This is a genomic window from Dactylosporangium darangshiense, from assembly GCF_039537565.1.
Lineage (GTDB): Bacteria > Actinomycetota > Actinomycetes > Mycobacteriales > Micromonosporaceae > Dactylosporangium > Dactylosporangium darangshiense.
The window spans coordinates 14,344-30,042 of sequence record NZ_BAABAT010000041.1 but is presented as its reverse complement, the minus strand read 5'-3'; the positions used below and the strand labels follow the sequence as shown (position 1 = coordinate 30,042).

Sequence of the window (15,699 nt, the reverse complement as noted above, 5' to 3'; positions counted from 1 at the left end):
CACGTGTGTAACTGACCGTTTGTAACGTCGGCGCCGTGATGCAGACCCGCTCGGTCTGTTCGTACTGCGGGGTCGGCTGCGGCATGGTCCTCGACGTGGCGACGGACCCCGACGGCCGCCGCCGCGTGCTCAAGGTGCACGGCGACAAGGACCACCCGGCCAACGCGGGCCGCCTGTGCACCAAGGGCGCGACGAGCGCGGAGATGCTCGCCGGGCCCGGGCGGCTCGGCACCGCCCTGGTCCGGGCCGAGCGTGCCGGGCCGGCGGCGCCGACCGGCGTCGACGCGGCGATCGAGCACACCGCTGCGCGGCTGCGGGCGATCATCGACGAGCACGGGCCGGACGCGGTCGCCTTCTACGTGTCCGGGCAGATGACGCTCGAGGCGCAGTACCTGGCCAACAAGCTCGCCAAGGGCTTCGTGCGCACCAACCAGATCGAGTCGAACTCGCGGCTGTGCATGGCCAGCGCCGGCAGCGGCTACAAGCTGTCGCTCGGCGCCGACGGGCCGCCCGGCTCCTACGACGACTTCGACCGCGCCGACCTGTTCCTCGTCATCGGCTCCAACATGGCCGACTGCCACCCGATTCTGTTCCTGCGCATGATGGACCGGGTCAAGGCGGGCGCGAAGCTCATCGTCGCCGACCCGCGCCGCACCGCCACCGCCGACAAGGCGGACCTGTTCCTGCCGGTGCGCCCCGGCACCGACCTGGCGCTGCTCAACGGCCTGCTGCACCTGCTGGTCGAGGGCGGCCACGTCGACGAGGCCTTCGTCGCCGAGCACACCGAGGGCTGGGAGGCGATGCCGGCGTTCCTGGCCGACTACACCCCCGAGCGGGTGTCCGAGATCTCCGGCATCCCGGCGGCCGACCTCGAGCGGGCCGCGGCGATGATCGGCGCCGCCGGGGAGTGGATGAGCTGCTGGACCATGGGGCTCAACCAGAGCACCCACGGCACCTGGAACACCAACGCCCTGGTCAACCTGCACCTGGCCACCGGGGCGATCTGCCGGCCGGGCTCCGGGCCGTTCTCGCTCACCGGGCAGCCCAACGCGATGGGCGGCCGCGAGATGGGGTACATGGGCCCCGGCCTGCCCGGCCAGCGCTCGGTGCTCGTCGAGGCCGACCGCGTCTTCGTCGAAGCGGCGTGGGGCGTGCCCGGCGGCACGCTGCGCACCGACGTCGGCAAGGGCACCGTCGAGCTGTTCGAGCGCATGGCCGCCGGCGAGGTCAAGGCGTGCTGGATCATCTGCACCAACCCCGTCGCCTCCGTCGGCAACCGCCGCACCGTCATCGAGGGCCTCGAGCGCGCCGAGCTCGTCATCACCCAGGACGCGTACGCCGAGACCGAGACCAACGCCTACGCCGACGTCGTCCTGCCCGCCGCCATGTGGTCCGAGATCGACGGCATCATGATCAACTCGGAGCGGAACCTGACCCTGGTCCGGCAGGTCGCCGACCCGCCCGGCGAGGCGCTGGCGGACTGGGAGCTCATCGCCCGCGTCGCGGTCGCCATGGGCTACGGCGACGCGTTCGCCTACGCGTCCGCCGAGGACGTCTTCGCCGAGATCCGCGGCTTCCACAACCCGCAGACCGGCTACGACCTGCGCGGGGTGAGCTACGACCGGCTGCGCGAGGGCCCGCTGCAGTGGCCCGTGCCGCCCGAGGCGAAGAGCCGCAATCCCATCCGGTACCGCAACGACGGCGCCAGCCAGCCCGTCCGCACCGCGCCCGACGGCACCCGGCCACGGCTCAACTTCGCCACCCCCAGCGGCCGGGCCGTGTTCTTCCCGCGCCCGCACCTGGACCCGGCCGAGCTGCCCGACGACGACTACCCGTTCCTGCTCAACACCGGCCGCGTGCAGCACCAGTGGCACACGCTGACGAAGACGGGCAAGGTCGCGAAGCTCAACAAGCTCAACCCCGGCCCGTTCGTCGAGATCCACCCGGGCGACGCCGAGCGGCTCGGCATCGCCGACGGCGACGAGGTCGAGCTCGCCTCGCGCCGCGGCCGGGCGGTGCTGCCCGCCGCCGTCACCGACCGCGTGCAGCCGGGCGCCCTGTTCGCGCCGTTTCACTGGAACGACCTGTTCGGCGAGTACCGCAGCATCAACGCCGTCACCTCCGACGCCGTCGACCCGATCTCGTTCCAGCCCGAGCTCAAGGTGTGCGCGGTGAGCCTCACGCGGGTCTCCGCCGCGGCCGTGACGCCCGCGACGAGCACCGCGCCGGCGGCGATGGACGCGCTCGGGCTCGACCTCGCCCCGCCGCCGCTCACCGAGGGCGAGCGGCAGTACCTGTCCGGCTTCATCAACGCGCTCACCGCCAACCCGCCGGCGCCGGGCGTCGTGCCGAAGCTGCCGCCGGGCGCGCCCTTCGACGCCGGGCGCGCCGCCTGGGTCGACGGCTTCCTCGCCGGCACCTACCACCGGCCGCTCGCGCCCGCGGTGGCGGCCGGCTCAGTTCGTACCATCGAGATCCTCTGGGCATCGCAGACCGGCAACGCCGAGGAGTTCGCCGCGCACGTCGGCCGCCGCCTGTCCGACGAGGGCTGGCAGGCCAACGTGCGCGCCATGACGGCCGCCGCCGGCGAGCTGCTGCGCGGCGGCAACGACCTGCTCGTCATCACCAGCACCTTCGGCGACGGCGACGCGCCCGACAACGGCACGACCTTCTGGGACTCGCTGCAGGGCGACGCGCCACGCCTGGACGGGCGCCGCTACGCCGTGCTCGCCTTCGGCGACTCCAGCTACGCCGACTTCTGCGGGCACGGCCGGCGCCTCGACGCCCGCCTCACCGAGCTCGGCGGCGTGCCGCTGGCACCGCGGGTGGACTGCGAGCCCGACTTCAGCGACGCCGCACACGGCTGGCTCGACGCCGTCCTCGCCGCCCTGCGCGCCCCGGCCGCCGCGCCCGCCCGGCCCCGCTCCGGCCGCGGTGAGACGGTCACCGGCACGCTGCGCGGCAACCGCCTGCTGAGCCTGCCCGGCTCGGCGAAGGAGGTGCGCCAGTTCACCTTCGACGTGTCCGAGGACTTCGGCTACGCGGCCGGCGACGCGCTCGGCGTGTGGCCGGTCAACTGCCCGGACCTGGTGCAGGAGTGGCTCGAGGTGACCGGACTCGACCCGCTGTCCACAGTGGACGTCGGCGGCGAGGTCGAGCTGCGCGAAGCCCTGCTGCGCCGCCTGGACATCACGCGGATCACCCCCGACCTGCTGCGCTTCGTCGCCGACCGCGGCCACGACTCGCCGCTGCGCGCGTTGCTGCGCCCGGACAATCAGGGTGAGCTCGCGAAGTACACCTGGGGCCGGCAGGCCGTCGACGTCATCGCCGAGCACGCGGTGAAGGCCGGCGCCGGCGAGTGGGTGCAGGTGCTCAAGCGCCTCCAGCCGCGGCAGTACTCCATCTCGTCCTCGCCGCTGCTGGCGCCCACCCAGGTGTCGCTGACGGTGTCGGTCGTCCGCTTCGACAGCGAGCTCGGCCGCGTCCGCAAGGGCGTCTGCTCGACGTTCCTGGCCGACGCCGAGCCCGACGCGCCCGTCCCGGTGTTCCTGCAGCGCTCCCCGAACTTCCGCCTCCCGGCCGACGACGCCGTCCCGGTCATCATGGTCGGCCCCGGCACCGGCGTCGCCCCGTTCGTCGCCTTCCTGCAGGAGCGCCAGGCCCGCGGCGCCCGCGGCGGCAACTGGCTGTTCTTCGGCGAGCAGCGCCGCGCCACGGACTTCTACTACGCCGAGGAGCTGGCCGCGCTGCGGGAGCAGGGCACACTGACCCGCCTCGACCTGGCGTTCTCGCGCGACCAGCGGGCCAAGGTGTACGTGCAGGACCGCATGCGCGAGCACGGCGCCCAGCTGTGGTCCTGGCTGCAGGACGGCGCGTACTTCTACGTCTGCGGCGACGCGACCCGCATGGCCAAGGACGTCGACCTGGCCCTGCGCGAGATCGTCGCCACGCACGGCCACCTCGACGAGGGCGCCGCGGCCGCCTACGTCAAGCAGCTCTCCGCCGAGAAGCGCTACCTCCGAGACGTTTACTGAGGCCGATCAGTGGCACCCTGAGAGGCATGGACGGCGCGATCGACCTCGACGCCGGGGCCGTCCCGGCCGCTGGCGGCCGCCCGGCCCGCCGGTGGCCGCTGGGACTGCTGCTGGTGGCGGTCCTCGTGCTGGTTGCCGGCGCCGCGCCCGGCGCGCCGCTGTCGCCGGCGCTGGTGCTCGCCGGCGACGACGTCATCGACGTGCGCGGCGACGGCCGCGCGCTCTACCTGCTGACGAGGACCGCCGTCGCGGCGTACCGGATGCCGGACGGCGCCCGGCGCTGGACGGTCCCGGCCGGCACCGGCACCCAGATCGTGACCGTGGAAGGCGACCGAGTCGTGCTAGCCGTCCAGGACGCGGCGAGCGGCACCGCGTCCCTGGCCGGGCTCGACGCCGCCACCGGCGCCGCGCTCTGGCGCCGGGCCGGCTACGTGCCGTCGATCTACGGCGTCGCGGGTGCCGCCGGTGTCGTGGTCGCCAACCCGGACCCGACCCCGGGCGACCCGAACCCCGACCGGCGCCTGGCCGGCGTGGACATCCGCACCGGCGACCTGCGCTGGTCGCTGGGCCCGCCCGCCGGCTGGCGGGAGCTGGTGTTCGACGGCGCCGGAACCGAGATCGCCGACGTGGACCCCGACGGCGTTCTGTCGGTGCGCAGCGGCGAGACGGGCGAGGTCGTGCGGACGGCCCGGATCGCCGGGACCGGCTCCTTCACCGGCTTCTTCGTCGCCGGCGACCGGCTGCTCGCCTTCAACGCGGGCCGGGGCCTGTTCCTGGACAGCGCCGTGTTCGACCTGCGCACCGGGCGGCAGCTGTGGCGGCGCACCGACGAGCCCGATGGCATCGCCCTGCGCTGGTGCGGGCGGCTGCTGTGCCTCGGCACCCAGGGCGACTTCACGATCCTCGACCCCGACACCGGCCGCGAGCGGTGGCGCCTGGCCGGCTGGGCCCGCGTTGCCCAGCTCGACGACGGGCACATGTGGGCGAGCGACCCGACGCGGGACAACCCCGACCGGTCGGCGGGCATCATCGTCCTCGACGCGACCACCGGCCGGGTCGTGCGCCGCATCCCCGGCTGGGACGTGGTCGGCTCCCTGTCTCACTCGGACGTCCTGGTGGCCACCCGCAACACCGCGGCCGGCTCGCTGGTCGCCCGCCTCGACCTGTCCACGGGCGCGGTGACGGTGCTCGGCGAGGCCGGACCCTGGCACGAGCCGCCGACCTGTCTGGCCGCACCGGGGCTGCTGGCCTGCCGCCTCGACCGGGTCTGGATCTGGCTGCCGGACGGGTGATGCGCGGCGAGCCCGACGCCGCGAACCGCATGGTCCGCGAGGCCGTCGACGCCGGCCTGCGCGAGCCCCGTGCCGGCGCCTGACGGCCGGCCGCTCAGCCGAGCGGCTCGAGGCCCGCCGGCGACTCCAGCAGCTCGCGGATCGCCGACAGGAACTGCACGGCCTCGCGGCCGTTGATGACGCGGTGGTCGAACGCCAGGCCGAGCTGGACCACCGTGCGGGCGGTCACCGTGCCGTCATCGGCCAGGTCCAGCTCCCGCTGGGTCGCGCCGAGCGACACAGCGCAGACCTGGCCGGGGAACACGATCGGCACGGCGAACGTGACCGCGTCGTCGGTGTGCAGGGCCACCACGATGTTCGCGCCGCGCAGGTCCCGGGCGTCGGCCTCGCCCTTCATCGCGCCCAGGCGGTAGCGCATGACCGCGGTGGCCAGGTCGCGCCAGGGCCGGGCGGCCGCGTCGCGCACGACGGGGACCCGCAGGCCGGTGCCGACGTCGATGGTGATGCCCACGTGGGCGGCGTCGGCGAGGCGCAGCCGGTCCTCGCCCACGAGCGCGGCGTAGCAGTGCCGGAACCGCGGCTCCAGGCTCGCGACCGCCTTGACGAGCAGCTCGGGCAGGCCGACGAGGCAGCGCTCGCGGCGGGTCAGCTCCCGGCCGAGGGCGAGCGCGCCGTCGACGCGCACCTTCATCGCCACGAACGCGTCGGGGACGCTGCGGTGCGAGGCGGTGACCACATCGGCGACGGCGCGCTGCGCCTTGCCCAGGGCCACGGTGCCGGTCGCGCTGCCGACGAGCTCGGCGACGGCGTCGGTCCGCACCACGCGGCGGCCGAGCGCGCGCACCCGCTCCTCGCTGATGCCGTGCTCGGCCATGAGGGCCCGCGCCGGCTCGGTGATCACGAGGTCCGTCGCGGCGGCCCCCGAGGCCACCGCGACCGGCGCCGGGACCGGGACGGCCGCCGCCTGGGGCCGGATCTGCCCGACGACGGCGCCGACGCCGCACTCGGTGCCGGGGCCGACGAGGTGGTACACGAAACCGTCCGCCGACGCCGAGAGCTCCTCGGTGGCCTTGGAGGTCTCGACCACCACGACGGGGTCGCCGGCGCGCACCTCGGCCCGCTCCGCCACCAGCCACTCCACGAGGATGTAGGTGGCGTCGTTGGTGTTGAGCCGCGGGATCACGATGTCGTTCACGTCAGGCTCCTCGCACCGCGGTGCGGATCGACTCGGCCGAGACCAGCGCCCGGCGCTCCAGGTGGACGGCGGCCGGCACGACGCCGCCCGCCGAGTGCACGAGCGTGACGGGCGCCTCGAGGGTGCCCCACAGCTCGCGGTTGAGCACGGCGGCGACCTCGGCGCCCCAGGTGCCGCCGGCGGTGCTCTCCTCGACGACGAAGACCCGCCGGGCGCGCCGCAGCGCCGGCAGCATGCCCTCGACGGCGAGCGGGTACAGCCGCGACGGCACCAGCAGGCGCACGTCGAGCTCGTCGAGCAGCAGCAGGTCCCGCATGGCGCGCAGGGCCCGGTTCGCGGTGCCGCCGGTGGCGATGACGACGTGCTCGGCGGGGGTGTCGGGCTCCTCGGCGAAGACCCGCGCGTGCTCGTGTGCGAGGTCGAAGCGGAACACGTCGTCGACGATGCCGTCGCGGTACATCCGCTCGCCGTAGAGCACCTTGTCCTCGAAGTGGACGCACGGCCGGCCTGTGGCCAGCATCGCGGCGAACGTTGCGGCGTTGTCGTGGAACGGCGACATCTCGTGCACGTCGAGGCCGGGCACCCCGATGAAGTGCTTCTGCAGGCTCTGGCTGTGCGTGGGGCCGTAGCCGCGCCGGCCGCCGGTCGGGCAGCGCACGACGACGCGGACGGGGACCTCCCGGCCGTACATCGTGACCGACTTCGCGGCGAAGTTCACGATCTGGTCGAAGGCGAGCGTCACGAAGTCGCCGAACATCATCTCGACGATCGCGCGGTTGCCGGCCAGGGCGAGCCCGGCGGCCACGCCGGCGATCCCGGCCTCGCTGATCGGCGTGGTGACGACCTGCCGTGGGTACGCCGTCGACAGGCCCCGGGTCGCCTTGAACGCGCCGCCGTAGGGGTCGGCGATGTCCTCGCCGAGCAGGTACAGGTCGGGGTCGGCCGCGAGGGCCGCGTGCAGGGCGGCGTTGAGGTTCTCCACCACCCGCTCCGGCCGCGCGGTCACGCCGGCTCCACCGGCGGCCGGGCGGTGACGTCGGCGACGACTGCCGCGATCCGCTCGCGGGCCCGCCCTTCGAGGGCTGTGAAGCGCTCGCCGAGCCGGGCGGCGTACCACGGGTGCCAGTCCTCGGCCCGCAGCCGCGCCACCTCCTCGGCCGGGCGGGTGTCGTCGCCCTTGCTGTGCGGCCCGAGCCGCCGGGTGGCGAACTCGACCAGCAGCGGCCCCTCGCCGGCCCGGACCCGCTCGATCTCGGTGCCGAGCGCCGCCCGGATCGCGCCGGGCTCGAACCCGTCGACGGCGGCGTAGCGCATCCCGAACGCGGCGGCCCGGCCGGCGATCGTGCCGGCCAGCTGCGCCTCGGTCGGTGTCGACTGGGCGACGCCGTTGTGCTCCACGACGATGAGCAGCGGCAGGCGCCACAGGACGGCGAGGTTCATCGCCTCGTAGACCGCGCCCTCGCCGAACGTGCCGTCGCCGACGTGCACGCAGGCGAGCGCGCCGGGCTCGCGGCGGGCCAGGTGCAGCGCGACGCCGGCGGCCACCGGCAGGCTCTCGCCCTGCACGCCGGTGGACAGGTACCGGTCGCGCAGGATGTGCTGGCTGCCGCCGACACCGGAGCAGACGGCGCCGGACCGGCCCATGATCTCGGCCAGGAGGCCCTCGGGGTCGTCGAAGCGGGCCAGGTAGTGGCCGTGGCCGCGGTGGTTGCTGAACACGTGGTCGCCGTCGCGCAGCAGGGTGCGCAGGGCGACCGGGATGTACTCCTGGCCGAGGCACGTGTGGGTCGTACCGTGGATCTCGCCCCGCCCGAACAGGTCCAGCAGCGCCGTCTCGAAGTGCCGGATCTCGAGCATCCGCCGCAGGTCGTCGTCCGAGGCATCCTGCGTGCCGGCCGGTGCCGCCGTCCGCCGCCGGGCCAGCAGCACCGCCAGGGCGGCCCGCCGCTGCGGGCTCAGCGCGTCGGCGTCGCCCTCGGGCGCGGGATCGATGACCGGGTCCCCGGCCGCCATCGGCTTGGCGAGCACGTCGGCGAGGCGGCCGGCGTCGAGGCCGGCGACGAAGCCCGCCGCCGCCCGCGCGCACCGGTCGGCGACCGCCCGGTGGTGTGCCGGGTCGTCCAGCAGCCGCCGCAGCGCCGCCAGCCACGGTGTGACGTCCTGCGGCGGGATGACCGGCTGCGGGTACGCCTCGGCCTCCGTCTGCGCCCGGTACTCGGTGATCGGCGACACCGGCAGCAGCTCGACCGCGCCGAGGGTCGCCTCGCGCAGCCCGCCGACATCGCTGGCGAGGACGGGGATGCCGTGCAGCATCGCGTCGATCGCGGTGAACCCGAAGGTCTCGTCCCACAGCGACGGCATGAGCAGCACCCGGGTGCGGGCGAGGATCTCGGTGACGTCGTCGGCGGGCGGCGCGACCTCGATCCGCGGATGCGCCTCCAGCTGCCGTCGTTCTTCCGCCGTGGTACCCCAGGTCGGCACCGCCAGGAACCGCACGTCCGGGCAGCGGTCGGCGAGCGCGAGCAGGACCGGCAGCCCCTTGAACCCGCACGGGTTGATTATCGTGACGGTGGGCTCGCCGGCGGCGAGGCGCGGGAACGGCCCGGTGCCGAAGACCGGCGCGTGCAGCACGACGGAGTCGAGCCCGCCCCAGCGGCGCAGGTACTCCGCGGCCGACTCGCTCGCCGCGACGATGCACGCCGCCTTGCGCACCAGCCCGAGGCCCGGCACGTTCGGGTAGAACGTGCGCGGCCCGAACGGGATCTGCTGCAGGGTCGCCGCGATGTACACGACCCGGTCGGGCGCCGCGCGCAGGGCGGTGCCGAGCATGAGCAGCCCCGGGTCGTCGGACGGCACGAGCACGCGGTCGGGCGCGGTCGCCTCGATGAGGTCCCGGGCGTAGCGGGCCAGGCCCGCGGGGTCGTCGACCATGTGGACGTGGACGCCGGCGGCGGTGAGCACGAGGGCGGCGCCGGTGTCGGCGAGCTCGGTCACGTCGCCGCGGCCGAGCAGGTAGTCGCGCATCTCGGCGCGCGAGAGCCGGTGCTCGGTGGCGTGCAGCGGCACGACGGCGTGGCACTCGTGCCCGGCGGCGGCGAGCCCCTCGAGCCACACGCGGTTGGCCTTGTTGGCGCCGCCGTGGCTCGGCAGGTACCGCATGTTCTGGGCGAGCAGGACGCGCATCGTCAGTCGACCGGCTCGGCGAGCAGCGCGGCGATCTCCTCGTCGCTGAGCTTGTCCAGCTCCGCCAGGGCCGCGGCGACGTCCTCGTCGGCGGCCGGCGCCTGGCCTTGGCGGATCGCCCCGGCGGCCGCGGCGACGGTCAGGTCGGTGGAGAAGAGGGCCTCGATCGGCACCTCGACGCCGAGGTCGCGCTGGACCATGGTGAGGAACTTGACCAGGGTGAGCGACTGTCCACCGAGGACGAAGAAGTCGTCGGCGGGGTCGCTCGGGCGTAAGCCGAGCTCGGTCCACATGTGTGCGACGGTGGCCTCGAGGTCGTCGGGCTGGGCGGTCATCGGTGTCACCTCTCGTTCGTGCGCGCGCTGCGGGGGCGAAGGTCGGTCCAGACCCGGTCGATGTGCTCCAGGCAGGCCTGCTCGGTGCCGGTGGTGCCGTCGCGGCGCCAGCCCGCGGGCAGGTCGGCGCCGCTGCGCCAGATCGAGTACTGCTCCTCGTCGTTGACGACGACGTCGTACCGGTCGGCGGGGTCGCTCATCGGGAGGCCTCCTGGTCGGCGGCGGGCGCGCGGCCGGCGAGCGCGGCGAGGCCGACGACGTCGTCGGGCTCGGCGTCGGGTTCGTCGCGGTCGAACGTGGACAGCCGGGTGGCGCGCAGGGCGACGCCGGCGAACGCGGCCAGCAGGACGGCGCACACGAGGTACAGCAGCGCGATACCGCGGCCGGGCCCGACGCCGATGATCGCGCCGGCGGTCCCGGCGAGGGCGCCGCCGGGCCGCAGCAGCGGCTCGAGGGCCCCGCCGGCGAGCGGCGCGAGCAAGAACCCGGCCGACAGCACGGTGAGCGCGACCATCTGGTTGAGGGCGATGACCCGGGCGTGGTAGCGCTGCGGCGTCTTGGTGTGCACGATCGTCATCCAGATGCCGTTCATGAGCACGAGCGCGAACGACAGGCCGAACACGCCGACGGCGATGGTGAGCAGGTCGGGCCGGGCGCCGACAACGGCGGCCGCGCCGGCGAAGCCGACGACGCTGAGCAGCATGCCCCGCATCCGGTGCCGGGACGGGCCGCCCCACAGCGACATGAGCACGCCGCCGGCGATCGCGCCGGCGCCGGAGACCATCGCGATCCGGCCGGCGTCGGCGACCGAGCCGATCGTGAGCACCAGCGGGGAGACGAGCACGAGGGCGGCGGCGAGGAAGCCGTTGATGCTGACGTAGAACAGCAGCATGGCCCGCAGGCCGGGGCGGCGCCAGAAGTAGCGGAACCCGTTGCGGATCTCGGCGCCGAGCGGCTCGCGGCGCCGCCACGCCATCGTGGCCGGGAACTTCACGGCGAGCAGGACGGCGATGGCGACGGCGTAGCTGGCCACGTCGATCTCGAGGATGCCGGCGATGCCGACGAGCGCGAGCAGGCCGACGGCGGCGAGGGGCACCAGGAACTGCGCGACGCCGGCGGCGGCCTGCACCACGCCGTTGGCGTGGCCGAGGTAGTGCTTCGGCACCAGCTGCGGCACGGCGGAGGCGTAGCTGAGCCGCTGGAACGTCAGCGCCACGGACAGGGCGCACAGCAGCCCGTACAGCGCCGGCGCGTACATCCGGTCGGTGAGCGCGAGGACCGCGAGCACGGCCTGGACCCCGCCGGCCGCGCCGCTGGCGGCGATGAGGATGCGCCGCCGGTCGCCGCGGTCGACGACCGCGCCGGCGAGGGGCGCGACGAGGATGCCGGGCAGGACCGCGACGACGGCGAAGAGCGCGAAGCGCAGCAGGGAGCCGGTGCCGACGTAGGCCCAGATCGGGATGGCGAACTCGGTGAGCGCGGTGCCGGTCTGCGTCACGAGCTGCCCGGCCGCCACGGCGAGGAACCGCCGCATGCTGGGCTTCGGCGCGGGGTTCTCCGGCTCGGCGGCGGGCCCGGCCTGCAGCCACCACGTGGCGCCCTCGTCGCCCGGGGCCGGCAGCTGCGAGGTGTCCTTCGTGACGAGCGCCGGATGCACCCGGGTGACGATCTGGGCGAGCTCCTCCGCGCGGTACCGCAGGAAGTAATGCCCGGCCTCGTCCAGCACGACCAGCGATGTGCGGGGGCTCAGGAACCCCCACTCGCGGTAGCGCTCCTGGTAGTACTCGGTGCCCGGGTCGCGCTCGCCGACGACGGAGATGACGGGCGCCGACAGGGTGGTGGTGCGGTCGCGCCGCTCGATGAGCTCGGAGAAGTAGGCTTCGGCGAGCTCGCCGTCGCGGCGCATGGCCCGGATGACGAAGCGCCGCTCGGCCTCGTCGAGCTCGCCCACCCCGCCGCCCATCGCCTGCAGCCACGTGGCGTAGACGTTGTCGCTGCGGGCCCGTTCGAGGCGCAGCCGGCGGGCGAGCCGGCCGAGCGGCCCGCCGGGGCGGCCGTAGGGGAAGATCCCGCCGAGGTACAGCGCGGTGACCGGCCGCCCGGCCGCCTCGAGCCGCAACGCGATCTCGACGGCGAGGGCGCCGCCGGGGCCGCAGTGGCCGTAGACGACGATCGGCCCGTCGACGCGCCGCCGGATCTCCTCGGCACACGCCTCGGCGAGGGCTTCGAGGGCCAGAGGCTCCTGCGGCTCGGCGCCGACCTCGCCGACGTCGTGCCCAGGGACGGCGACGGCGTAGAGCGCGTGGCCCTCGGGCAGGGCGTCGGCGAGGGGGCGGTACACGACCGGGCTCGCCCCGCCGTACGGCACGCAGACCAGCGACGAGCGGCGGCGCCCCGGTTCGACGGCGGTGAGCTCGTGCAGCAGCCCGCGGGGCTCGTCGGCCCGCCCGAGCGCCTCGGCGAGCCCGCGCACGGTCGGGTGCTGGAACAGCTCGAGGACGGTGGCGGCGCGCACGCCGTCCGGCAGGCGGCGGCGCAGCCGGCTGACGGCGGTGAGCGCGAGCAGCGAGTGCCCGCCGAGGCCGAAGAAGTCGCCGCCGGCGCCGACGTGCTCGGCGCCGAGGACCTCGGCCCAGACGGCGGCGATCGCCTCCTCCACCGGCCCGTCCGGCGCCTCGAACCCGCCTTCGGCCGGCCCCTCCTCGGGTTCCGGCAGCGCCGCGCGGTCGACCTTCCCGTGCGCCTGCAGCGGCAGCCGGTCCAGCCACACGAACCGCGCCGGCACCATGTAGTCCGGCAGCGTCTCCGCGAGCCGCCGCTTCACCTGCGCGGTGTCCCCGGCGCCCTCCAGGTAGGCCACCAGGCGCCCGGTGCGCAGCAGCACGACCGCGCGGGCCACGCCGGGGCACCCGCCCAGCGCCGCCTCGATCTCGCCGGGCTCGACCCGGTAGCCGCGGACCTTGACCTGGTCGTCGCGGCGGCCGAGGAACTGCACGCTGCCGTCGGGCAGCAGGCGGGCGAGGTCGCCGGTGCGGTAGAGGCGGCTGCCCGGCGGGCCGAACGGGTCGGGGACGAAGGCGCGGGCGGTCTGGGCGGGGCGGCCCAGGTAGCCGCGGGCGAGCCGGTCGCCGCCGAGGTAGAGCTCGCCGATCGCGCCGGGCGGCCGCGGGCGCATCCATCGGTCGAGGACGTGGACGGTTGCGCCGGGCAGCGGCCGGCCGATCGGCGTGGTCTCGCCGTCGGGCGCGGCCTCGGGATGTACGAGGTGCGTGGTGACGCCGACGGTCGTCTCGGTCGGGCCGTAGTGGTTCATGACGATCGTGTCCGACAGCCCGGCCAGCTCCCGCGTCCACGCGGCGGCGGAGGCCTCGCCGCCGAAGAGCAGCGCCCGGCGGGGCAGCAGCGCCGCCGCGCCGGCGTCGGTGGCGAGGGCGGCGAAGTGCGACGGGGTCAGCTTGAGGTAGTCGATGCGGTGGCGGCGGATCAGCCCGGCCAGCTCGGCACCGCTGGCCCGGCGGGGCAGCAGGTGCAGGGCGCCGCCGGTGGCGAGGGCGAGGTAGACCATCGTCACGCCGAAGTCGAAGGCGAGGGACTGCAGCAGCCCGAACGTCGAGCCGGGCTCGATCGGCAGCCGCTCGAGCATGCCGTGCAGGTAGCGCACCACCTGCCGGTGCGCGACCGCCACGCCCTTGGGCGCGCCGGTCGACCCGGAGGTGTAGATGACGTAGGCGAGGTCGTCCGGGCACGCCCGCACGGGTTGCGGCCCGTCCGCACCCTGTGTGCCGGTCAGCAGATGTCCGGTGTAACCCGGCACGCTCGCCGCGATCGCGGGCCCGGTGACGAGTGTGCCGGCGCCGGCGTCGCCGAGCAGATGCAGCAGCCGGGCCGGCGGCGTGGCCGGGTCGAGGGGCACGTAGGCGCCGCCGGCGCGCAGGACGCCGAGCAGGGCGACCAGCAGGTCCGTCGAGGGTTCGAGGCAGACGGCGACGCGCGCGTCCGGGCCGACGCCGAGGGCGCGCAGCCGCCGCGCCAGCCCGTCTGCGCGGGCGCGCAGCTCGGCGTAGGTGAGTGTGTCCGCGCCGCAGACGACCGCGGGGGCATCGGGCGTGCGCTCGGCCCACGCGTCGAGCGGGTCGGACAGCAGCGTCCACATCGGGCTGAACGGCGCGCGGGCCGCTGCGGCGCCGCTCCACTCGGCCAGGCGCTCGCGCTCGCCGTCGTCGAGCAGGTCCAGGGTGGACAGCCGCGCGCCCGGGTCGGTGGTGGCCAGGCGCAGCAGGCGGGCGAACCGCTCGGCGATCCCCGCGACCGTCGCGGCGTCGAACAGCGCGGTGGCGTAGGTGAACCGGCCGGCGAGCTCGCCGCCGTCGGGGCCGACGTAGAGGGCCAGCTCGTGACGGGTGGTCGCGGCCGGCACCGGGAGGATCCGCACGGGACGGCCATCGAGCTCGGGGACCTCGCCGGCGAAATTCTGCATCGCGAACCCGGCCTGGAACACCGGCGGGCGCCGCACGTCCCGGTCGACCTGCAGCTCGGTGACGATCCGCTCGAACGGCACGTCCTGGTGCGCGTAGGCCTCCAGGGCGGTGCCGCGGACCCGGGCGAGCAGCTCGGCGAAGGTCGGGTCGCCGGACAGGTCGGCGCGCATGGCGAGAGTGTTGACGAACATGCCGACGACGCCCTCGGTCTCCGGCCGGTCCCGCCCGGCGATCGGGCAGCCGACGGCGAAGCCGGACTGGCCGCCGTACCAGCCGAGGGTCGCCTGGAACGCGGCGAGCAGCACCATGAAGGGGGTGGCGCCGGCGGCCGCGGCGGTGCGCTGCACGGCGGCGGTGAGGGCGGCGTCGAGCCGGAACTCGTGCGTGGCGCCGGCGCTGGACTGCACCGGCGGGTAGGGCCGGTCGGTCGGCAGGTCCACGGCGGGCACGTCGCGCAGCCGCTCCCGCCAGTACCGCAGCTCCTCGGACGCGGCGCCGGCGTGCCGCTCGCGCTGCCAGTGGGCGACGTCGCCGAAGTCGATCGGCGACCCGGCGACGGGCGGCGGCGCGCCGTCGCGGGCGGCGGCGTACAGCTCCAGCAGCTCCCGCCGGACGATCTCGGTCGACCAGCCGTCGACGGCGATGTGGTGCGCGGCCAGGCAGAACACCGACGACGGCTCGGGCCCGCCGACCCGGACCAGCAGCGCCCGCCACACCGGGCCGGCGGCGAGGTCGAACGGCACGGCGACGAGCTCCTCGACCCGGGCCCGGGCCGCGGCCAGGTCGTCGGCGTCGGCCAGGGCGAGGCGGGCGTCTCCGTGTGCGTCGATGAGGACCTCAGGCGCGCCGTCGCGGCCGGCCGGGAAGCGCATCCGCAGGCTCTCGTGGCGGGCGACGAGGCCGGCGAGCGCGGCGCGCAGCGGCACCGGCTCGAGGACGGTCTCGGCGTGCACGGCCAGCCAGACGGTGTAGGCGGTGGTGCCGGGGGAGTACCGGTCGAGGAACCACAGGCGTTCCTGTGCGAAGGACAGCGGGACGGGCGCGCCGTCGGGGCGGCGCTCGATCGCGGCCGGGGTGTCGTCGGCGGTGCGTTTCCAGCGCTTCGCCAGCGCGGAGCCGGTCGGGCTCACGACGACACCTCCGCTTCGCTGCGGTGCCGACGTGAGCGAAAGCTGTATCGAT

8 protein-coding genes are annotated in these 15,699 nt (G+C 75.3%); 2 read left to right on the top strand and 6 right to left on the bottom strand.

The window, feature by feature from the left end:
- Positions 1-38 precede the first annotated feature (38 nt).
- Together ABD901_RS44660 and ABD901_RS44655 are read left to right on the top strand one after the other, a co-directional pair.
- Complete coding sequence (locus tag ABD901_RS44660; protein WP_345137589.1) at positions 39-4,034, top strand: bifunctional nitrate reductase/sulfite reductase flavoprotein subunit alpha; 3,996 nt, start codon at positions 39-41, stop codon at positions 4,032-4,034.
- Positions 4,035-4,060: 26 nt separating this feature from the next.
- Positions 4,061-5,326 (top strand): outer membrane protein assembly factor BamB family protein, encoded by a 1,266-nt coding sequence (locus ABD901_RS44655; RefSeq protein WP_345137432.1) that lies wholly within the window; start codon positions 4,061-4,063, stop codon positions 5,324-5,326.
- Positions 5,327-5,420: 94 nt separating this feature from the next.
- On the opposite strand, the gene ABD901_RS44650 is transcribed toward ABD901_RS44655, so the two are convergent.
- The 6 genes from ABD901_RS44650 to ABD901_RS44625 are packed head-to-tail and all read right to left on the bottom strand — an operon-like array spanning position 5,421 to position 15,647.
- Entirely contained in the window at positions 5,421-6,521 is a 1,101-nt protein-coding gene (locus tag ABD901_RS44650; protein WP_345137429.1) for a 2-oxo acid dehydrogenase subunit E2, read from the bottom strand.
- Position 6,522: 1 nt separating this feature from the next.
- Positions 6,523-7,527 carry a transketolase C-terminal domain-containing protein gene (locus ABD901_RS44645; RefSeq protein ID WP_345137428.1) on the bottom strand — a complete coding sequence of 335 codons (1,005 nt, stop codon included), beginning with the start codon at positions 7,525-7,527 and terminating at the stop codon, positions 6,523-6,525.
- A complete protein-coding gene (locus tag ABD901_RS44640; RefSeq protein WP_345137426.1) occupies positions 7,524-9,704 on the bottom strand; it encodes a thiamine pyrophosphate-dependent enzyme in 2,181 nt (726 codons plus the stop codon). The genes ABD901_RS44645 and ABD901_RS44640 overlap by 4 nt, the downstream gene beginning before the upstream one ends.
- A gap of 2 nt (positions 9,705-9,706) precedes the next feature.
- On the bottom strand, positions 9,707-10,039 hold the full coding sequence (locus ABD901_RS44635; RefSeq protein WP_345137424.1) for a phosphopantetheine-binding protein: 333 nt from the start codon (positions 10,037-10,039) through the stop codon (positions 9,707-9,709).
- A gap of 5 nt (positions 10,040-10,044) precedes the next feature.
- Positions 10,045-10,239 (bottom strand): MbtH family protein, encoded by a 195-nt coding sequence (locus ABD901_RS44630; protein ID WP_345137423.1) that lies wholly within the window; start codon positions 10,237-10,239, stop codon positions 10,045-10,047.
- Positions 10,236-15,647 (bottom strand): non-ribosomal peptide synthetase/MFS transporter, encoded by a 5,412-nt coding sequence (locus ABD901_RS44625; protein ID WP_345137422.1) that lies wholly within the window; start codon positions 15,645-15,647, stop codon positions 10,236-10,238. The genes ABD901_RS44630 and ABD901_RS44625 overlap by 4 nt, the downstream gene beginning before the upstream one ends.
- Positions 15,648-15,699 lie beyond the last annotated feature (52 nt).

Coding starts and splice junctions, on each gene's coding strand:
- ABD901_RS44640 (WP_345137426.1), bottom strand. CDS start 9,704: ATGCGCGTCCTGCTCGCCCAGAACATGCGGTACCTGCCGAGCCACGGC.
- ABD901_RS44630 (WP_345137423.1), bottom strand. CDS start 10,239: ATGAGCGACCCCGCCGACCGGTACGACGTCGTCGTCAACGACGAGGAG.
- ABD901_RS44635 (WP_345137424.1), bottom strand. CDS start 10,039: ATGACCGCCCAGCCCGACGACCTCGAGGCCACCGTCGCACACATGTGG.
- ABD901_RS44655 (WP_345137432.1), top strand. CDS start 4,061: ATGGACGGCGCGATCGACCTCGACGCCGGGGCCGTCCCGGCCGCTGGC.
- ABD901_RS44660 (WP_345137589.1), top strand. CDS start 39: ATGCAGACCCGCTCGGTCTGTTCGTACTGCGGGGTCGGCTGCGGCATG.